We start from the raw sequence: 19457 nt of genomic DNA, 5'->3' as shown, positions 1-19457 counted from the left end.
ATGGCCCGCTAATTATCGTCAATAAAAATAAACGGATGTTATTTAATAAGTACTTATTTCAAAATATCAAGCCAATGGGAGGCAAAATAATCATCTTTTGCAAGAGTGACAAGTTGAATCACACAAGCGGAACATCCGCTCAGAATCTGCCCGCCCGATTTCATGCCCTTTGTTAACTGGCCTAAAGAGTATTCGCCCACTTCTTTGGAAAGTTCAGGTGCCCCCAGTTGCATAATTCCACCGAAACCGCAGCAAAGACCGTCCTGGACCGGACGCAGACGCTTCCCGGCAATAATTTCAACCAATGTCCGATCCGTATCATCTTCCGGGGCATGGCAGGGCTTGTGATAGGCTACCTGCTCCGGTGCGTTATCGAGCAAAATAACTTCAGCATCCAGCAACAAAGAGGATAAGGGCGTCAAGCATTCCTGCCATCTGGCGTACATTTCTTCATCACCTGAAAAATCATCAAGAGTATACTCTTTCAACCCTTTCAGGCAGGTAGCGCAAAAAGTAATCAGTAAAGGACTGCCCGCATCTTTCCAAACCTTGATGTTTTTCGCCCTTGCCCCGGATTGCCGATCCAGCAATCCGGCACTGCCATAAGAAGAACCACAACAACTAAAATCCCCGGATTCAGCCCGGATCAAGCCCATACTGTCCATCAACCGCTCAGCCTTTGCTGCCCAATCCTTGCGGGCATAACGGCCCACACAACCTCTGAAAAGCACAACCTTACGCTCTTCGAATTTAGCCTGAGGCACAAGTTCTGCCCATGGCTCCGGGCTTTTGGCAAAAAGTGCCTGCATCCGCTTACGGGCTGAACCAAACGGTTCCGGCAAGACTTCAGGGGAAAATTTAGATAAAGCCGCAGCCATAGGCCAAAGCAAACCGGGACTGCGTAGCCACAAATCCCAACAAGACTGCGTAAAGCCCTTTGATTTAGCACGTAGATCAGAAACCAAAGCAGGGCCGGACATATGCTGCGGACAATTCTTTTCACAACGTCCACAAGCAAGACAGAGTGAGGCCAATGATTTGAAATCCTTTTCACTCAGCTCCTCGCCCGCATCCTTACCGGAACAGACGGATTCAAGAAAAAACTTGGCCCGCGGGGTCAGCTCTTCCCTTCCGGTAGCCTTGAACAGCGGGCAAACTTCAAGACATTTGCCGCATTGTACGCAACTTTTAGGAGCCGCCATCAGACCACCTTCCCGGGATTCATGATATTCAGAGGATCAAAAGTCTTCTTAATACCTGCCATTAACCGCTGCTGGGTTTTATCCATTTGCATGTTGATATATTTGGCCTTGGTCAATCCAATGCCGTGTTCCCCGGAAAGCGTTCCGCCCAGCTCAAGGGTCAATTGAAATATTTTTTGTTTGGCTTTAAGAGCCTTCTCTTGCTCTCCGGCAGATTTATCGTACATGGTGCTGACATGGATATTTCCGTCACCCAAATGCCCGAAGCAGAGCACAGTAAGCCCAAGCTGCTCACCAATTGCATGATATCCCTTTATAGCCTCGGCAACTTTGCCTCGCGGCACAGCAACATCTTCACCCTGCTTATCCGGAGCAAGATTGAACGCCGCAGGGCTTATCACCCGGCGCAGTTCCCAAAGCCTTTCCTGATCAGCACCGCTGCCCTGCTCCATAAAGGTAACCGCAACAGCCCGCAAAGCTTCTTCAATACGCCCAAGGTCAGTCTTAACCGACTCAGCTGAGCCATCGATCTTGAGCAGAAGCAAGCCCCCTGTCCCTTCAGGCCAGGGTACAGCAGAATGCATTTCCAAAGCCCTAATCGTATTATGATCCATGAGTTCCATAGCTGTAGGCAGGATTCCACAACCGAATACAGCCTCCGCTCCATTCAGACATCCGCCTAAATCTTTGAAACCCACCAAGACTGATGCGGATGTTTCCGGCAAGGGCAACAGCTTTACAATAGCTTCAGTAACCAAACCCAATGTTCCGGCAGAACCGACCATAAGCCGGGTCAAATTCAGCCCGACTACATTTTTCTGGGTTCGGCCTCCGGTGCGGATCACTTCACCTCCGGGCAGGACCACTTCAAGTCCCAGCACATAATCACGGGTAACTCCGTATTTCACGGCCCGCATACCCCCGGCACAGGTGGAAATATTTCCACCGATAGTAGAAATTTTCATGCTGGCCGGATCGGGCGGATAGAAAAGCCCTTGCGCTTCCACGGCCTTTTGCAGATCAGCTGTAATAACTCCCGGCTGAGTGACTGCCACAAAATCGCGCCCGTCAATATCCAGAATATCATTCATATCAAGCAGGGAGACCACAACTCCGTGGCGAACCGGAACACAGTTCCCGACTTTATTAGTCGCCCGAGCGCGGGGGTAGATAGGCACCCGCTCTGCCTGAGCCCACTTTAACAACTCCGCAACCTGTGCGGTTTCCTGCGGACGCACCAAAGCCAGCGGTTTTGCGTGTCGCTGGCTGGCATCAACGCCGCAGGCCAGCAAAGTACCGTCGTCAAAACTCGATTCCCTGTCGGGGAAAAGGTTCCGCAAAAATTTCTTATGAGCTCGTGATAATTGATCAGGATATTGTTTCATACAATTTTAGCGTTGAAGAGGCGAAGCCCGAATAAAAGTTTTTGAAGAGTCCAGAGAAACTTTTTTCAAAAAGTTTCTTTGGCCCTCGGAGAGCCGCCGGAGGCAAAAAACTACGCCTTTTCCCAGACCTTTTCAACACAGTCCAAAAGTGCCCTAACCACGGGATCGTTTTCCCTTTTACGCGGGAATCCGAAATAGAGACCTACCTCGATATGTCCTCCGGGCCAGATGTAGAATTCGCCCTTTTCCACGCCTTCAGCCGCTTCGTCAGCACGCATAACGGTAATGCCGTTACCGGACTTAACTAAGGCGTTATGAGTATCCTCGCTGTCGGCAATCATGGATTTGGAAACTTCAAGATCACGTGAAGAAAAAGTTTCTTCGAGCTTTACGTTGAAAGAACATTCCTCAGGGGTCCAGATCCAATCCAATTTCGAAAGATCTTCCCAACTGGCATCTTCCATCTGATCTTTCCACGAGGCCGGCCCGACCACATGCAACAGGGTATTCTCAAGCAGGATACCATCCACTTCATCAGGCGGGCAATTGGAATAAAAAAAGCCGCCATCAAGCTTGCGGGCGGCAATGTCACTGCGGATTGTCCAAGTAGGCATCTGCACCAGACGCACGGACAGCCCCGGAAACTCCTGCTTAATCAATTTAATCAGCTGCGGAGTCCTTAGATATACCGGCGAGGTCTGCAAGCCTAAACGTGCAACCCCGGAAAGTTCACCTTTAAAGGTCTGGGCTTCCGATTCAAACTTTTCCACTGAATCAAGGATATCACGGGCTTTTTCCAGAAGCTGTTTTCCTTCCGGAGTAGGCTGCATACCTTTGGGAGTGCGCAGAAACAGGCGCACGTCGAATTCTTCTTCAAGTGACTTGATATGCAGGCTGATGGTGGACTGGCTGGCATGCAACCGCTTGGCAGCACGGGTCATATTGCCTTCCTCGGCCACCACAACAAATGTTTTTATCTGGTATAGTTCCATATTTTAATTACTTAGCTATGCCATTTTAAAAGTCGAAAATGGTATCAGAAATATTAAAGGCAGGGTTCGAGTATTCCCATTGGATTGAAAACATGAAAACGGGCAATAAGGATTCATTGACTACGTGATTTTATAATCTTGATCACGCTTACAGGAGAACGACCATGAGCACCATCAGCGCATTTGTTACTGAAGTTTTCACCCCAGAAGACAGCGAATATGGCCGCGAAAAGAAACTCGACCCCGTAACCGGAATGGTTAAAACAATTTTCTGGGTCGGCGCAGCAATGGCTTTTACCATTCTCGTTTCCGGTCTCCAGTAAAAAATAAGTCCGCTCCTTGACGGACTAAGGTTACTATACCCTTATCATGCTTTCTCCACCCACCGGCAAGGGGTGGATGAGAACTTTTTACGGCTCGTTGGCCGGCTAGTAATTAGCCAGCTGACGGGCCGTATCTCTTGCTATATCCCTGCGCTTGAGTTCTTCCTTGCGGTTATGGACATTACGGCCCTTGGCAAGGGCAATCTCAAGCTTGATCTTACCTCTTGAGAAGTACAATCTGACCGGAACAACGGTCAAGCCTTTCTGCTCAACCCTGCTCTGTAACTTCTCTATTTCGCGCGCATGCAACAGCAGCTTACGCGGACGGTCCGGCTCATGCTGGGTGTATCCGGCATGATCGTAAGGCGCGATATGAATACCCACCAGCCATGCCTCGCCTTCCTTGAAATTAATATAGCCATCCATAAAACTGACTAAACCCTGACGCAGGGACTTAACTTCAGTTCCCTTCAGAACCAGTCCGGCCTCAAGGGTTTCCACGAATTCGTAATTACGGCGGGCCTGTTTATTGAGCGCAATTGAAGATGGGCTCTTCTTTTTCTTCTTAGCCATGATTTCTGATTAACCTGTGATCTCTTCATTATCCAGAAGGGACGCAAAAAAGGTCAGTTCTTCCGGATACTTTTTATAAATATTTTCCGTAACAAGACGGTTGATTCTGCTAACAGTACGGCAACCAAGCACATCTTTAAGCAGCTGCTTGCATTCCTGCATATTCAGCTGACGGAGAATACGTTTGATGCCGGGAATGGCCTGCGGGGTAAGGCTCAAGCTGTCGATCTGCATACCCATAAGAATCGGGACGCAGTAAGGATCGGAAGCAACCTCACCGCAGAGACTTACTCCAATACCGGCCCGGTGTCCGGCATCGACCACGTATTTAATGGAACGCACCACAGCCGGATGCAACGGCTGATAAAGATAGGATACATGCGGGTTGGTGCGGTCAATCCCCAGACTGTACTGGATCAGGTCGTTGGTACCGATACTGAAGAAGTCCACTTCCTGAGCCAGAATCTCGGCAATCATAACTGCTGCCGGAAGCTCAATCATAACCCCGATGGGCATATCTTTGTTGAAGGGAATGCCTTCTTCAAGCAATTCCTGCTGCGCACGCGCAAGGGCAGACTTTGCCTGCAAAACTTCCTTCAGCCCGCAAATCATGGGAAACATCATTGATGACATTGCCATGCACACTGGCTCTAAGCATAGCCCGCAGCTGAATCCTGAAAAGTTCCTGATGCTTGAGGCAAAAGCGCATAGCCCGCAGTCCAAGAGCCGGGTTAGCCTCATCCAGTGACCCGAAATGGGCCATGAATTTATCTGAACCAAGGTCAAGGGTTCGCAGGGTTACCGGACGCGGAGACATAATAGCCGCAAGCTCGGAATACTTCTCTGCCAGTTCGTCCTCAGTGGGCAGGTCGGTTCGGTTGAGGTAGGCATACTCAGTCCTGAAAAGGCCGATCCCCTCACCGCCGTTATCTATTACTGCCGCAACTTCTTCGAAAAGTTCTATGTTCGCATTTACATGGACTCTATAGCCGTCCTCTGTTTCAGCAGGAAGCTGACAACCGCGAATGATCGTCCGCTGGTAATCATCAAACTGGGTTTCCAGAGTATAGTAATGCTCCAGTTCCTCGTCAGAGGGATCAACCAGCACCTTTCCAGCCAGACCGTCAATAATGACCAGATCACCGTCAACAACGGAATTTTCCAACTCCGCCGCACCGACAAGAGCCGGGATGTTCAGGGTCCGGGCCAGAATCCCGGTATGGGAAGTTTTACCGCCAAGTGTGGTTACGAATGCCATGAGCTTATTCACTTCAAGCTCGATGGTATCTGCCGGGGTCAAGTCATGGGCCATGAGCACCACGCGCCCTTCAACCGGACGCAGATTAGCCTCACCGCCAATAAGCTTGGCCTGTACCCGCAAAGCCACCTGACGCACATCCTGCATGCGTTCACGGATGTAGACATCCTCAAGCGCACCAAAGGCTTTTTCAAGGTCATTTACAGCCTTGTCCAAAGCCCATTCAGCATTGATCTTGAGTTCGTCGATATATTTAAGGGCGGAGGATTGCAGTTTGGGGTCCTTGAGCATCATCAGGTGGGAATCGATGATCAACTGGTGTTCTTTCAGCTCTTCAGGGACCTTTTCCCGCACAGCTGCGAGCTCTTCCACTGCATCACTAAACCCTTTCTTCATCCGCGCGGTCTCACCCTCCACCATATGCATAGGCACAGTCTGCCTGGGCAGTCTGGATGAGATACTGCGGTTAAGGAAGAAAGCCTTACCGATGGCTATACCTGTTGATACGGAAATTCCGTTGACGACCGCTCTGGCCACTTACTTTTCCTCGCCGAATCTGTTTTTAAAAAGGCTCTCAAGGCAATCGAGGGCGGCTTCGGCATCGGAACCGTCAGCCCGCAATTCAAGGACACTACCCTGAACTGCTGCCAAAGTGAGTACATCAAGAATACTCTTGGCATCGACTTCCTGAGATTCGCAGACAACCATTATGTCCGCTTCATAATTCTGGGCTTCCTGCGCAAGTTTTGCCGCCGGACGGGCATGCAGTCCCAACTGGTTGCTAACAACCACAGTCCGGACAATCGCCTCCCCTCCAGCCGGGGTCTCTTCGCGAAGCGCACTCTCTTCAGTCATTTGTTATTAATCCTTATATCTTATTTCTTCAAAAGAAAAAATCACAGCATATGTAATGTCATAAGTCCGATAACAACCACCAGCACTGCCACTACTTCGCGGGCAATTTTACCGGTTGCCACCAGCCAGCCCAGTACTCCGAGCACTGCGGTGCCCCCGAACCAGTCGTATGCAAACAACGGTCGGGGCCATAGTTGAAACCAGATCAACAAAACGAGAAAACCGTTGGCGTATTTAAGCCGCTCTCCCCAGTTGATCAAGTCCCATCTTTTCAATTCATCCAAAAATCCCAGCCCTTTATTTATCCCGGACCAGAAAGTGAATACCTTGAACGTTTGCAGACCGACAAACATCAGTACTCCGAGTAGCATAGCCTGCAAATGAAGACCAGCCAGTAACATATTCACAGTCGCCAAGGCCCAGAAAATGAGCCCGCTACCGGAAAAAACCGAATCACCGATGGCTGAAAGAGTATAGCTGGTCGTATTTTTTAATTTATCCAGCAATTAAACCGGAAACCGTCCATCTCTGATCTGTACCTCGACAGACAGAAAAATCGCTACCAAAAGCGGAGCCCAGAAAGGATGCGAATTGTAATGCTTCACGTAGCGCTTGCGCGCCTTAACAAGCTCCGCATGGTCATCATAGATGGCCTCAAGGCCGGGCTGCATGGCGTAGGAAAAGCCTATATTCTGCAAGCCGCGGGTATTGAATCCCGCTCCCGCAAAATAAGAGCGCAGAAAACATCTGGCAAAAGCCGGACCTAATTTCTTTTTTCCTTTATCCATAATTATTCTGATGCGCAGCTAAGCGCCTTTTTTCCTTTCAGTTACCTTTTCATAGACCGCTTTAGCTGTCCAGCCTTCGACCTTTTCAGCAATGCGTCTTGCGATAACTTTAGGTTTGTCGCCTGACTCCATCTCCGCTTCGATCATTCTAAAAATATCTTCTTCGGATGCCGGACCTTCATTCACCGGCGGCCCGATAACCACAGTGATCTCACCGCGCAGCTCTTCGGAAACATCTTCCCAATCTTCCAGATTACCGTTGATGAATTCCTCGTAATCCTTGGTAAGTTCCCGGCAAATAGCAAATTCACGGTTACCTAGACTCTCATAAGCCAGATGCATGGTTTCGCGCAAACGGGATTTACGCTCGAAAAATACAATTGTAGCCCCGGTCTGACCGTAAACTTCAAAAAGCTTACGCATCTGCCCTTCCTTGCGCGGCAGAAAGCCTAGAAAGGAAAAAGGATACGGAGGCAGACCACAGCCTGAAAGAGCTGTCACCGGAGCGCTAGGACCGGGAACAGGAACAACGCGAACGCCATGCTCTCTACAAGCCCGGACAACCCGATAACCGGGATCGCTCATGAGCGGGGTTCCTGCATCGGAAACAAGCGCCGCATCATTACCCTCATCAAAGTGAGCAAGAACTTTTTTGATCCGCTTCTCTTCGTTGTGCTCATGCAGGCTGACGAAACTCTTGCCGTTAATGTCCAACGACTGGAGCAGCTTGCCGGTGCGGCGGGTATCTTCCGCAAAAATCAAGTCAGCAGAGGCCAATACCTTTCTGGCTCGCTCGGTGATATCACCAAGGTTGCCAAGCGGTGTTGCCACTACCCATAAAGTCGGTGAGGTCGAATGCATTTTCTATATGTTCCGCTCTAAAGCCGGTTCCGTCATCATTCACAATAACCAGATCGAATCGGCATGGTCTCTCCCAGAGATCAAATGCCGAAAGGTAGCGGGTCGCGGCCTTGACCAGCTTCTTGCGCTTGGCCGGAGTCACTGCCTCTATGCCGGATTGCGCACTGCGTCCGGCTCTGGTCTTTACTTCCACAAAAATTAATTCATCGTCTTTTTCGCAGATAATATCCAGTTCCCACTGCTTCCAACGCCAATTGCGCTGGCGCAAAAAATATCCGCGATTTTCCAGAAAACAGGCCGCGTAATCCTCGCCCGCCTGTCCGAAATCTAAATGCCGGGGAGACACATGCGCTCCTGCTTGGCTTTCTTTTTCTCAGGCAGGACACCCTTGAAGGTCATACGGTGCACGGCACAAGGGCCATGTTCCTTAAGAGCATCCAAGTGCACCTTGGTCCCGTAGCCCTTATGGATTTCAAATCCATAAGCAGCATAGCGCTTGGCCAGCTGCACCATCAACTTATCGCGAAAAGTCTTGGCTAAAATAGATGCCGCTGAAATCGCCGGGATCTTCAAATCGCCCTTAACTACAGCTTCCTGTCGAAAGCCAGCCACACCATTCAAATGCGGCGCAGGAATAGTCTTATTACCGTCTACCATAAGCATCTGGGGTTTGACCTTCAGATGAAGCACTGAACGCCCCATAGCCCGAAATGTGGCCTGCAAAATATTGATCTGGTCAACAACCTGCGCACGGCTCACACCCAGTGCCCAGCAGACGGCCTGCTTCTTAATCTCAACCGCCAAACGATCCCGCGCGGCTTCATCCAGCTTCTTGGAATCAGTAAGTCCCGGCAGATCATACTCTTCAGGCAATATAACTGCCCCGGCAACTACAGGTCCTGCGAGGCACCCACGCCCTGCTTCGTCGATACCGGCAGTGATAAGATTTTCAGTACCCATTCCGGGGAGCAAATTATCAGACACAAACAGACTCCAAGCCTTTAAAAAGTAAAAAACCGCCATACCCGAACTGATCCAGTCCGGGAATGACGGTTTTCAACACAATTTTGCGCACCCGTAGCGGACTGTAAGTCCTTACGGGCATAACCGCGAAGCATAATGCTTCGTGGCCTACCAAGCCTGTTTGGACTTGATACGTGCAGCCTTACCTTTAAGGCCACGCAGGTAGTAGATACGGCTGCGGCGTACTTTACCTTCAGCAACTACCTCTACACGCTCGATGTAGGGGGAGTGTACGGGGAAAACACGCTCAACGCCGATACCGTCAGAAATTTTGCGGACGGTGAAGGTGGAGTTGGTGGTACCTTTACGGTAACGCAGAACAGCACCCTGGAAAACCTGGATACGTTCCTTTTCACCTTCGATAATACGCAGGTGTACCTTTACAGTGTCGCCAGCTTTGAAAGCGGGCATATCAATACGCATCTGTTCGCGTTCGATTTTTGCAATTACGTTGCTCATGTCGCTACTCCTTATATAAATTCTTTTGCGGCACCCGAAGGCGGATCTACCAGGCGTCTTTAAGCAGCCTGTCGACCGTGATCGCCACCGCACTTCTTACTGATAGATGGTTGTATCCGTCCATGAACCTGATAGGCCGTAAGCTGCCTTCTGCCATGTCCAGAATTTCGGGGGCCAACCCGTGTCCGGTACCGAAAACCAGCAGGACGGGATTATCCTGCAACATCTCACGAACCTTGTTCATGGTAGTGCTGCCTGCGCCCCGTGCGCTGGTGGTCACCAGTATCGGTTTCTTACCCGTTCCCGACTCAATATGCTCCACCACATCTTGCAGGGAATCTTTAACTCCTACTTTGGAAAAAGCTGCAGCGCGGTCCGGGTTGAACTTGCTTCCCGGTCCCGAGGTCCAGTGAGAAATAATCCTCTCGGCCAATTTCTTCTGATCCTCGATTGGAGTCACCGCAAAAAATCCGCTAATTGAGTAAGAGCGGGAAACGCGGGACATATCGTGAATATCGAGGTTTGTCAAAGAAACAGCGGCCTTTTCTCCAAATTTATTTAGCACCGGATAGTGCACAAGAGCCATATAAAGATTTTTTCCCAAACGTTTTCGGGGTATTGTGCGCAAATAACGCACATCATCTTTTTTTAACCCTTCTGCTTCGGCCAAAAGCTCCGGTCGGGCATCCAAGGTCTCATCCAGAGACTTTTTTCTCCTCCATTCTTCGATCAGGGCGTGGTTGCCTGAAGAGAGAACATCCGGCACAGCATGCCCGTCAAATTCCGGGGGACGGGTGTAGTGCGGATACTCCAGAAGACCGGAAGAGAAACTCTCCTCCGTACCGGACTCGGAATGCCCCATAAAATCCGGCAGTAGGCGGGCGACAGCTTCAATAAGGCACATGGCCCCGGCTTCGCCCCCGTTGAGCACGAAATCCCCTACAGAGACTGTTTCAACGGGAAAAATATCTTCAAAGCGGGCATCAATGCCCTCATATCTTCCGCAGACGAGGGTCAGCTCCTCTTCCTTGGAAAGCTCCACCGCCATCTTCTGGGTCAGCGGCTTGCCTTTAGGCGAAAGCATAATCAGCCTTTTACCCTTGGGGCAGCCACCTTCCACGGAAGGCTTTATACCTACGCTATCGAGGGCCTTGGCAATAGGATCAATAAACATGACCATGCCGGGCCCGCCTCCGTAGGGGCGGTCGTCAACAGATTTATGGCGGTCTGTAGTAAACTCGCGGGGATCGACTTTGTTAAAAGAGACTATGCCCTTTTCAACGCCTTTACCCATGAGTCCATGCGACAGCGGGGAATCAAAAAATTCCGGAAAGAGTGTAACCAGATTAAATTTCACTAATGTTCCAGCCTTGGAATTTAAAAAAGCGGCACTCTGACCTATTTCTTTTTCTTCCCGTTATCTTTCTTACCGGCCTCGGTCAGGTAGATATCAAGCAGCCCTTCAGGCGGTTCAACAACAACCTTTTCCGCGTCCAGATCTACAGACAAGACAAATTCTTCCACAGCGGGAAAAAGGATTTCCTTACCCTCTGCAGAAGAGATCACCCATGTTTCCTGCCCGGGGGCAAGAATGAAGTTCGAAATGGTTCCAACCACTGTCCCGTCTTCAAGTTCGACGCTCATGCCTTCAAGCTCGTACATGTAAACTTCATCATCCCCGGATTCGGGAAGATCAGCCTCACGCACAAGGATCTCCATACCGCGCAGGTTTTCCGCCTGATCACGGTCTTCAACACCCTTGAAGGTCAGGAGCACGCGCCCTTTATGTTTACGTGAAGAGCGCACGACAAAACGACGGGGCTTCTGTCCTTTCTTAGCCAGATACAGACAGGGGACCTCGTCGAAGAGAAAAGGGGAGTCCGCATGAGATTCGATGCAAACTTCCCCCCTGAGACCATGTGGTTTGACCACCTCGGCAACTACAAGCATTTCCATAGCAGCCTGCCGTTATGGTCAGGTTCGAGGACTCTTATTCCAGAATTTCCAGAACAGAGCGTTTTCTCACCTTGGTTGATGCAGCACCGAGCAGGGTTCTCATGGCACGCGCGGTGCGGCCCTGCTTACCGATAACCTTACCGAGGTCTTCTTTAGCGACCTTGAGTTCGATTACGGAAGTCTGCTCCCCTTCGATTTCGGTGACAACTACTTCATCCGGATTGTCAACAAGCGATTTCGCGATGTATTCTACTAAATCCTTCAACATGCCAACAACCTCCGCTTCTGATTTCGAGTGTGTACCGTGAGTAGTGAAGAAGAATTCGAACCTGGTGAGATACGAACCCTAAGAATTTGCTTTGAGGAGAGATTTAACGGTATCGCTAGGCTCAGCGCCTCTCTCAAGCCACTTCTCTACTTTTTCCTTGTCGATTTTAACTTCAACAGGCTCAACCATAGGGTTGTAGTAACCGCAGAAGTCCAAAGGACGACCGTCACGTCTGGTTTCGCTGTTGATTGCTACGATTCTGTAAAAAGGGCGTTTTTTGGAGCCCATACGGGTCAGTCTAAGTTTAATAGCCATTGTCTACTTTCCCCCATATAATCTTAAATTAAGTGGTTCGTTAATAAATTGCAAGCAAATGCCCACAAAAAACTATTTCTTCTTTTTCTTGCGGGTTTGCTTTTTAAGCTTTTTCTTTTTGCGGGCCTGAAGGGTTTTCTTACTCTTGGCCTTGGATGGCTGAGGCATTCCGCCCATTCCTTCCATGCCTTCCAACCCTTCCATACCGGGCATTCCCGGCATTCCTGCGCCGCCGCCAAGTCCGGGCATTCCGGGCAGATTCGGCATCTTGGGCATTTTGCCCTTTCCGCCTTTGCCGCCCATCATTTTCTTCATCATCTTGCTCATCTGCTCAAAGTTCTTGAGCATCTGATTGACCTCTTCAAGCTTCACGCCGGAACCCTTAGCAATCCTCTGCCTGCGGCTGGGGTTGATAAGTTTAGGCTGCCTGCGTTCCTGCATGGTCATGGACGAGATGATGGCTTCTATCCTGTTCAGTTCCTTATCCGGAATCTCCATATCGCCGAGCTGTTTGGTCAGCCCGCCGAGGCCGGGGATCATTTTCATGATCGAACCCATGGAACCGATCTTCTTCATTCTGCGCATCTGGGTGCGGAAGTCCTCAAGGTCGAATTCGGCCTTGCGGAATTTCTCGGTCAGCTTTTCAGCCTCTCCCTCATCCATCACAGACTGGGCTTTCTCGATCAGGGAAAGTACATCCCCCATGCCGAGAATTCTTGAAGCGGCCCTGTCCGGGTAGAAGAGTTCAAGCTCGGAAAGCTTTTCACCCACACCGACAAACTTAACGGACTTACCGGTAACGGATTTGATGGAGAGCGCCGCACCGCCTCGGGCATCACCATCCATTTTGGTAAGGACGACACCGGTAACATCAAGTTTGTCATCAAATGTGGAGGCAACATTGACAGCGTCCTGCCCTGTCATTGCGTCCGCCACGAAAAGGATTTCATCCGGAGAACAATGTTCCTTGATGGAGGAAAGCTCTTCCATCAGAGGTTCATCAATATGCAGTCGTCCGGCTGTATCGAAAAGCAGAACATCACAACCGGCCTCTTCAGCCTTGACCATAGCGTCACGGCAGATGTCCACGGGGTTCATTTCCGTAGTGGACGGGTAGGCCGGCATATCCAGCTGTTTGGCCAGCACATGAAGCTGGTCAATCGCAGCGGGACGGTAGACGTCGGCAGGGACAAGGTAGGGCTTGAACTTCTTACGCCTCAGATACAAGGCGATCTTGGCAGAAGAAGTGGTTTTACCGGAACCCTGAAGGCCGACCATCATGATTTTGGAAAGCTTGCCCTTGGTGAGCTGCAGCCCTTCCTGCTCGCCACCAAGCAGCTCGGTAAGTTCGTCGTTAACGACTTTAATTACCTGCTGTCCGGGAGAAAGGGATTTCTGGACCTCCTGCCCGAGAGCACGCTCCTTTACCTTTTCCACAAAATCTTTAACGACCTTGTAGTTTACGTCCGCTTCGAGAAGGGCAAGGCGCACTTCGCGCAATCCGGCCTGGATGTTCTTTTCATCCAAGCGTCCCTGCCCTTTGAAATTTTTAAAGGCTTCGGAAAGTCTATCTGATAGGCTGTCAAACAATTCTCTTACTCCGCCGGCTAAGCATTTTTACGCGCAAAAACCTCAAAAGCTCCACCTTTTCTCGATTGATGCTGATTGCGTAAAGAAAGGGGTTGTCTGTTAAAGCTTTTATCTACCCAAGTCAAGTGAAGACTCATATCAACTTTTTCGAAAATGACAAACACTTATCGTACACCCGCAAAAATTTGCTTACAATATTTCTTGCTTTTTCAAGCAATGAACCGTTTAATTGCATAATATTACATAACCGTATCCATGCAACTCAAGGAGACAAACGATGCCTAACATCGTCAAGGCGGAAGAATTTCATCTTGTTGACCCCATGGGAAGATTGAGATCTAAAATATATATTTCAAATGAAGGCAAAGTGATTGCCGACGTCTACGACTCAACAGGCCAACTCAACAACCGGGTAGACCTGCAAAAAAAAATACAATCAGGCCCGACAGCACACCAAAATGTGGCACCGCACAAAAAAGAAACCCTAGGGGCATGGCATGCACGCATCGCCAATGAGGTTAAACTGACTCAATCAAAGCTCCATGTAGGATCGTACAAGCTCTATATTGATTTTGTTGAAAACAACACTATGGCCAGCGGTAAATATCAGAACGAAGTCATTGAAGTTTCCGGCGAAATAGTAGATGTTTCAACAAAAGGATTCGGCGATCTGCATGTAGGACTCAAAGGAATTTCAAATTTTACCGCCGAAGTTATCTGTCATTTTACCGAAGACCAGATTCCGGTTGTCAGCAACCTCAAGCCGGGCGTAAAGGTGCGTATCAAAGGGAAATGCACTGAGTACGTCAACAAGAGGGTGAAAATATGGGGGTGCCAGTTGCTGTAGGCCGGAGTCTTCATAAGTGCGCCTATGCCTGTATCAGAACAATTAAAAAAAGAACTGCAAGTCATTGCTGACGAATGCATTGATTGCGGAAAATGTATGACCAAGTGCCGCTTTCTGGCTGAAAGCGGCTCCCCTGTATCAATCGCCTTGCGAGCCCTTTCTTCCGACGAAGATGCCGACAAGGTTGCAATACGTTCCTATGCCTGCTCTGTCTGCGGACTCTGCTCCGCAGTCTGCCCCGTAGCAGTTGAGCCCGACCGCATGTTCAAGGAATTGCGCAACCATGCTCAGGCCAATGCAATTTTCCGTCTTGATAAATACGACCCGCTCCTGAATTACGAACGACTGGGACAACGCTTCCCTTTCAAAGGCGAATTCATCCCCGAGAACTGCAAAACAATTTTCTTTCCGGGCTGCACCCTCCCGGCAATGCATCTCGATGCTACGCGAGTCGCGTACAAAATAATCAAACGGGAAGAGCCGACCATGGGGCTGGTCCTGAACTGCTGCTCTAAGCCCTCAAAAATGCTGGGACTGAAAAGCAGGCATGAGGAAGCGCTTTCCGAATTGATTCACAGACTTGAGCGCAAGGGGGTCAAAAAGATTATTACCGCCTGCCCGAACTGCCACAAAACTTTTCAAGAATTTAACTCTAATCTGAAAATTGTCTCTATATATAAAAGACTGAAAGTCTCAAAATTTATCCCTGTCCGGCCCACGATACAGGAAGTTACCATCCACGACCCATGTGTAACCCGCAACGAGACAGAAATGCACAAGAACGTGCGGGCATTGCTCAAAGCAATGGGGATCAGGGTGGTTGAGATGCGCCACAGCCGCACAAACACACTTTGCTGCGGAGAAGGCGGGGCAACTCATTTCTACAAAAAAGATTATGCTGAATACTGGTCACGCAAGCGCATTACTGAAGCGCAAAGGACCGGAGTCCCCATGGTCACATACTGCGCAGGCTGCGTTAATTTTCTCGGCTGCAAATATCCCACGGCACACGTACTCGATATCCTGCTGGTAAAACGTAAAAGAATACCCAAACCTGTCGCGTTCCCCTTTAACTACATTAACCGGCTGATCTTTAAATTCAGCAAACATTAATAATTTGATCATTTTTCAATATTGGGCCTTCTAATCCTGAACAGATCAATGTAACACAATTACCAATGAGTTCAGACAATAAAGCCCTTACAGCATCCGAGACTCCCTTAGCCCTATTCAGTTTGGGACTGCCTATAACCATGGCAGCATTCAGCCTGAGCGGATATGCTGCACCCTCTAATCTGGCAGAGATACTCGCTACCGGTCTGGCTGTATTAGGTCTTACTCTGGAAATGCTCCGTGGAGACAGAGAAACTGTCGCTCCACTCTGGTTTAGAGCCGGAATTCCGGCAATACTCATTACGTGGATTTCCTATAAGCATTTTTCGGGGTTTACTCAGCCGTTGCTTGACTATTTACCTTGGCTTATGGAGTCAAAGCCGCTTTTATTCCTTCTAATCTCTATACTTTGGCTCAGCCTGTTTCCTCCACCAAGCACCAAACAGATTTCTTTCTGGTCAAGCTGTCTGGCCCTGCTCATCTGTGCAGAGTTCATTCTCCGTTTTTTTATATTGCACGATCCAGCTATGCCTACACTCTTCGGAATATCAAGCATCAGCGGACCAATCCTTCTTGTAGGTCTCTGCGCAACTCTTCATAACGCTGAAAAAAACACATTCTCACGACTGCTCATTCTTGCCGGTATTTTCTGCACTCTTGGCCGCGACATAATTTTCGCCGCAATCCTGATAATGCTTATTTTCGGGCCTAAGGGCTGGTCAAAAAAGTTTCTGCTTGTACTTTGTATGCTTCTATTCAACTACCTTTCCCTACAAGTACAGGAAATGACTTTCATGAACAGACAAGACCTTCCCTCTTACTGGCTATGGTTCTCCATCTTAGAACTTGTTGCCAACAATCCGGAGCTGTTGCTGACCGGATTTCCCCTGACAGTCCCCTTACCTCTCAATGTTCCGGCTTCTCTGTGGACAATCTGGCATGGACAACAACAAGTCTGGACCGGATCAGGAATTTACCTTTTCCACATTCCGCCCTTCTGGCTGCACCTGCTCAGCTCCTGGGGCCTGGCAGGTTCCTGCCTCATCGCAGCATCTGGAACCGTAGTATACAGACGCTTTCCATCCACAATGCTGGGTGGACTTATCACCACCGTAATTGTCTGCGGCTTCTTTTCCCCCCTACTCTATCACCCTGCATGCGCCCTGATTCTTTTCCCTGCTTTCATCACTGCCACCACACCGGAAGTCCAGTCATTTAAGTTTGAATAGCTTTTAACCATCTCAAAAAAGACCTCCAAGCAACATTCAACCTGCTGTTTTTCAGCTCTATTACCATTAAGATATTTTTTTGATTACTTTCGTATTACATTTGTACAACAAATAATAATCAATTTACGTTCAAGGAAATTTCTAAAATCTATTCACTACAAGTTTTAATTAGTTTCTATTTGTATTACAAATGTATTGACATTTGTCTTTTTACCGGTAATATCCGACTCAAACACAACAGGTAAAAACAGGCAAAATGAGCAGAAAAGTTAAATCAGTACGAGTTCCCTTAGAGCTGGAAACTCTTAATCTTTCCAAGCTGATCCGGGAATTTGAGAACTATCTCAGAGACTTGGAGTCTGCCACTTTGCTGAAGCAAGAAGGCAACCGCGAAGCAGCGGAAGCCCTGATCAAGACAAGGCAGTTGGATTTAGGAAAGAGAATTGCCAAAATGATATGGGAAGCCAGAGTCGAGTATGGTAAAATCAAATAGATTTTATCTCTGTAATACTAAAAGCTATACAATTGTATTACACAATGACATCAGCAAACAACAGAATAGATCAGGGTTGCCATTATGAAACCTAAAAGAATCAGCGAAAGCAGAACCTTAATGACCTACAGAGTTCTGCCGCAGGACACCAACCCGGCGGGGAATCTGCATGGCGGAGTTCTGCTTAAACAACTGGACCTGGTAGCCGCTACCTGTGCCATGCGCCACGCGCGCAAGCCGGTGGTAACTGCATCCATCGACCGCATGAATTTTCTCCGTCCTGCTTATGTAGGGGAACTCATCAACCTTCATGCAAATGTGAATATGGTGGGTAGGACCTCTATGGAAATCGGGGTCCGGGTTGAAGCTGAAAATCTTTTAACCGGTGAGATAAGGCATACCAACTCTGCCTATCTTACATTTGTTGCCATGGGGGAAAACGGCAAACCTTCCCCGGTTCCACCACTGCTTTTAGAAACCGGTGTGGACCACAGGCGCAACAGAGAGGCCATGGAACGACGGGCTGTGCGCAAAGAAGAAAGGATACGGGAAACCGCATCAGCAGCACAGAACGGGAGCAAGGAATAAATCTCATCATTCACAGCTCGAATAGTGCGGATTACGTCCGAAGTCAGCCGAATCCGTGCTGATTGCATCTACCATCAGATTGCAAGCTACTCCGAGTCTGGTTTCTGGCCGGGAGCTCCACCCTCCCGGCTAAAAATTTCGGCATCCTGCTCCTAGGGCGTCCGGTCCGGATTAACCCGGTCCGTGCCGGACGCCTCGCCCTATTTCAACACCATCAAGGCCGGAAAGCCCCTGCATGCGAACGTTCGCATGCAGGGGCTTTCCACGTTTTTATCTCTACGGTTAAAAACCTATCGACAAGCGGCAAGCGGCAATTTCCGCCCGATTCCTATACCCCGCTCACTTAAAACAGCTTCGTATGCCCAGCACTTAACTCCAGCATCGAGGGCTTTGTAAAACAACTCCGCGTACTCAGGATCAATAAAATCTGCGGGACCGAAACAACTACCGTCAGTGCGTTGCACAAAAAAGAATAAGGCGACACGATCTCCTTTTGCAGCAAGATCCATAAGCTCGACCAGATGCTTGCGACCGCGCTCAGTCTGAGCATCCGGAAAGCAGGCAATGTCATCCTCAACAAGCGTAACGTTCTTGCATTCCACCCAAAGCTTGGGAAGTTTGCCGGAATCATCTGTGAACAGTCCGTCAAGACGGCTGTTGCCCACTTTGGCCTCGCGTTTGATAGCTGTATACCCGCCAGCTTCAGGTAACTGCCCTGCTTCAAAAGCCAGTTGCAACATTTTGTTTGGCACCGAGGTATTAACACCGATCATTTCCCCGAACGGCATGACCGCCTCGAGAGTCCACTTAAGCTTTCGATTAGGATTCTGGGCCGGGGAGATATAAATTTCCTGACCTTCACGCAACAGCCCAAGCATGGACCCGGTATTGTTCGTATGGACGCCGACAACCTCACCATCAAGCATCGCTTCTACTGTGAAGCGTTTGTAACGGCGTATAAAAATTGCCCGACAGCAACCTTGCGGATAAAAAATTAACGGTTCTGACATTTTACATTCCTTTGAGCACCTGATGAGATCTACACCGCAACGGTGGACTTTTTCACTAGCATCAACAAAGCTAAGTATCAAAGAGGGTTGCTTCCCGTATAGAGGAAGGTTGAGTAATCACAATCCACGGCAAAGCCCCACAATATGAAGCTGAAATGCCTAGTTTGACAATGATTTTCATACCATCTGATAGCCCGACTAAGACCTAAAACCCCTTGACGAATCACTGGGTATCTGGAATATCGTCCTGTTAGTCACAGTGTGACAGAATTCACATTTTTGGCTTATTTTCCTAGCCAAACTCTATTTTCGGACCATGCATAAAAAAA

At 49.1% G+C, this 19457-nt stretch carries 23 protein-coding genes and 1 pseudogene; 6 read left to right on the top strand and 18 right to left on the bottom strand.

Annotation, left to right across the window (positions count from 1 at the left end):
* Positions 1–53: 53 nt before the first annotated feature.
* The 3 genes from DESAL_RS01085 to DESAL_RS01075 all read right to left on the bottom strand — a co-directional run bounded on the left by DESAL_RS01085 (position 54) and on the right by DESAL_RS01075 (position 3579).
* The gene (locus tag DESAL_RS01085) at positions 54–1202 is read right to left on the bottom strand and encodes a (Fe-S)-binding protein (protein WP_012765805.1); all 1149 of its coding nucleotides are present in this window, start codon (positions 1200–1202) and stop codon (positions 54–56) included.
* Positions 1202–2587, bottom strand: coding sequence for an FAD-binding oxidoreductase (locus DESAL_RS01080; protein ID WP_012765804.1), 1386 nt, complete (start codon positions 2585–2587; stop codon positions 1202–1204). The genes DESAL_RS01085 and DESAL_RS01080 overlap by 1 nt, the downstream gene beginning before the upstream one ends.
* Positions 2588–2697: 110 nt before the next feature.
* Entirely contained in the window at positions 2698–3579 is an 882-nt protein-coding gene (locus DESAL_RS01075) for a LysR family transcriptional regulator (protein WP_012765803.1), read from the bottom strand.
* 164 nt (positions 3580–3743) lie between these two features.
* Here DESAL_RS01075 and DESAL_RS20285 point away from each other — a divergent pair, with 164 nt between their 5' ends.
* Positions 3744–3902 (top strand): hypothetical protein, encoded by a 159-nt coding sequence (locus tag DESAL_RS20285; RefSeq protein WP_012765802.1) that lies wholly within the window; start codon positions 3744–3746, stop codon positions 3900–3902.
* A 105-nt stretch (positions 3903–4007) separates the two neighbouring features.
* Here DESAL_RS20285 and smpB read toward each other — a convergent pair whose 3' ends face one another.
* The 14 genes and pseudogenes from smpB to ffh all read right to left on the bottom strand — a co-directional run bounded on the left by smpB (position 4008) and on the right by ffh (position 13848).
* Complete coding sequence (gene smpB / locus DESAL_RS01070) at positions 4008–4475, bottom strand: SsrA-binding protein SmpB (RefSeq protein ID WP_012765801.1); 468 nt, start codon at positions 4473–4475, stop codon at positions 4008–4010.
* A gap of 9 nt (positions 4476–4484) precedes the next feature.
* Positions 4485–6270, bottom strand: a pseudogene (ptsP, locus tag DESAL_RS01065) (phosphoenolpyruvate--protein phosphotransferase).
* A complete protein-coding gene (locus DESAL_RS01060; RefSeq protein ID WP_012765800.1) occupies positions 6271–6588 on the bottom strand; it encodes an HPr family phosphocarrier protein in 318 nt (105 codons plus the stop codon).
* 41 nt (positions 6589–6629) lie between these two features.
* Complete coding sequence (locus DESAL_RS20425) at positions 6630–7094, bottom strand: hypothetical protein (protein WP_245543772.1); 465 nt, start codon at positions 7092–7094, stop codon at positions 6630–6632.
* Positions 7095–7376 (bottom strand): PTS system mannose/fructose/sorbose family transporter subunit IID, encoded by a 282-nt coding sequence (locus DESAL_RS20420; RefSeq protein ID WP_245543771.1) that lies wholly within the window; start codon positions 7374–7376, stop codon positions 7095–7097. It lies immediately after the preceding gene.
* 18 nt (positions 7377–7394) lie between these two features.
* The gene (gene rsmI, locus DESAL_RS01050) at positions 7395–8237 is read right to left on the bottom strand and encodes a 16S rRNA (cytidine(1402)-2'-O)-methyltransferase (protein WP_012765798.1); all 843 of its coding nucleotides are present in this window, start codon (positions 8235–8237) and stop codon (positions 7395–7397) included.
* Positions 8179–8583, bottom strand: coding sequence for a YraN family protein (locus tag DESAL_RS01045; RefSeq protein WP_012765797.1), 405 nt, complete (start codon positions 8581–8583; stop codon positions 8179–8181). Before DESAL_RS01045 ends, rsmI begins: the two co-directional genes overlap by 59 nt.
* Positions 8565–9197, bottom strand: a complete 633-nt coding sequence (locus DESAL_RS01040; RefSeq protein WP_041722039.1) for a ribonuclease HII — start codon at positions 9195–9197, stop codon at positions 8565–8567. Before DESAL_RS01040 ends, DESAL_RS01045 begins: the two co-directional genes overlap by 19 nt.
* A gap of 171 nt (positions 9198–9368) precedes the next feature.
* Positions 9369–9719 carry a 50S ribosomal protein L19 gene (rplS, locus tag DESAL_RS01035; protein WP_012765795.1) on the bottom strand — a complete coding sequence of 117 codons (351 nt, stop codon included), beginning with the start codon at positions 9717–9719 and terminating at the stop codon, positions 9369–9371.
* Positions 9720–9765: 46 nt separating this feature from the next.
* Positions 9766–11076 (bottom strand): tRNA (guanosine(37)-N1)-methyltransferase TrmD, encoded by a 1311-nt coding sequence (gene trmD / locus DESAL_RS01030; protein WP_012765794.1) that lies wholly within the window; start codon positions 11074–11076, stop codon positions 9766–9768.
* Between the two features lie 41 nt (positions 11077–11117).
* Entirely contained in the window at positions 11118–11675 is a 558-nt protein-coding gene (gene rimM / locus DESAL_RS01025) for a ribosome maturation factor RimM (RefSeq protein ID WP_012765793.1), read from the bottom strand.
* Positions 11676–11709: 34 nt separating this feature from the next.
* Positions 11710–11943: a KH domain-containing protein gene (locus DESAL_RS01020; protein WP_012765792.1), complete on the bottom strand. Its 234-nt coding sequence runs from the start codon at positions 11941–11943 to the stop codon at positions 11710–11712.
* A gap of 78 nt (positions 11944–12021) precedes the next feature.
* Entirely contained in the window at positions 12022–12258 is a 237-nt protein-coding gene (gene rpsP, locus DESAL_RS01015) for a 30S ribosomal protein S16 (RefSeq protein WP_012765791.1), read from the bottom strand.
* 72 nt (positions 12259–12330) lie between these two features.
* Positions 12331–13848: a signal recognition particle protein gene (ffh, locus tag DESAL_RS01010; protein ID WP_012765790.1), complete on the bottom strand. Its 1518-nt coding sequence runs from the start codon at positions 13846–13848 to the stop codon at positions 12331–12333.
* A 277-nt stretch (positions 13849–14125) separates the two neighbouring features.
* Here ffh and DESAL_RS01005 point away from each other — a divergent pair, with 277 nt between their 5' ends.
* The 5 genes from DESAL_RS01005 to DESAL_RS00985 all read left to right on the top strand — a co-directional run bounded on the left by DESAL_RS01005 (position 14126) and on the right by DESAL_RS00985 (position 18118).
* Positions 14126–14695 (top strand): OB-fold protein, encoded by a 570-nt coding sequence (locus DESAL_RS01005; RefSeq protein ID WP_012765789.1) that lies wholly within the window; start codon positions 14126–14128, stop codon positions 14693–14695.
* A 24-nt stretch (positions 14696–14719) separates the two neighbouring features.
* Positions 14720–15808, top strand: coding sequence for a (Fe-S)-binding protein (locus DESAL_RS01000; protein ID WP_012765788.1), 1089 nt, complete (start codon positions 14720–14722; stop codon positions 15806–15808).
* A gap of 65 nt (positions 15809–15873) precedes the next feature.
* Positions 15874–17037: a hypothetical protein gene (locus DESAL_RS00995; protein WP_012765787.1), complete on the top strand. Its 1164-nt coding sequence runs from the start codon at positions 15874–15876 to the stop codon at positions 17035–17037.
* A gap of 256 nt (positions 17038–17293) precedes the next feature.
* Positions 17294–17530 carry a hypothetical protein gene (locus tag DESAL_RS00990; protein ID WP_012765786.1) on the top strand — a complete coding sequence of 79 codons (237 nt, stop codon included), beginning with the start codon at positions 17294–17296 and terminating at the stop codon, positions 17528–17530.
* An 84-nt stretch (positions 17531–17614) separates the two neighbouring features.
* Positions 17615–18118 (top strand): acyl-CoA thioesterase, encoded by a 504-nt coding sequence (locus DESAL_RS00985; RefSeq protein ID WP_012765785.1) that lies wholly within the window; start codon positions 17615–17617, stop codon positions 18116–18118.
* A 290-nt stretch (positions 18119–18408) separates the two neighbouring features.
* Here DESAL_RS00985 and sfsA read toward each other — a convergent pair whose 3' ends face one another.
* On the bottom strand, positions 18409–19128 hold the full coding sequence (gene sfsA, locus DESAL_RS00980; RefSeq protein WP_012765784.1) for a DNA/RNA nuclease SfsA: 720 nt from the start codon (positions 19126–19128) through the stop codon (positions 18409–18411).
* Between the last annotated feature and the right edge of the window lie 329 nt (positions 19129–19457).

It is taken from the genome of Maridesulfovibrio salexigens DSM 2638 (assembly GCF_000023445.1).
GTDB classification, from domain to species: Bacteria; Desulfobacterota; Desulfovibrionia; order Desulfovibrionales; family Desulfovibrionaceae; genus Maridesulfovibrio; species Maridesulfovibrio salexigens.
The sequence above is the reverse complement of the archived record's forward strand: the minus strand, read 5'-3'. Positions and strand labels throughout refer to the sequence as shown.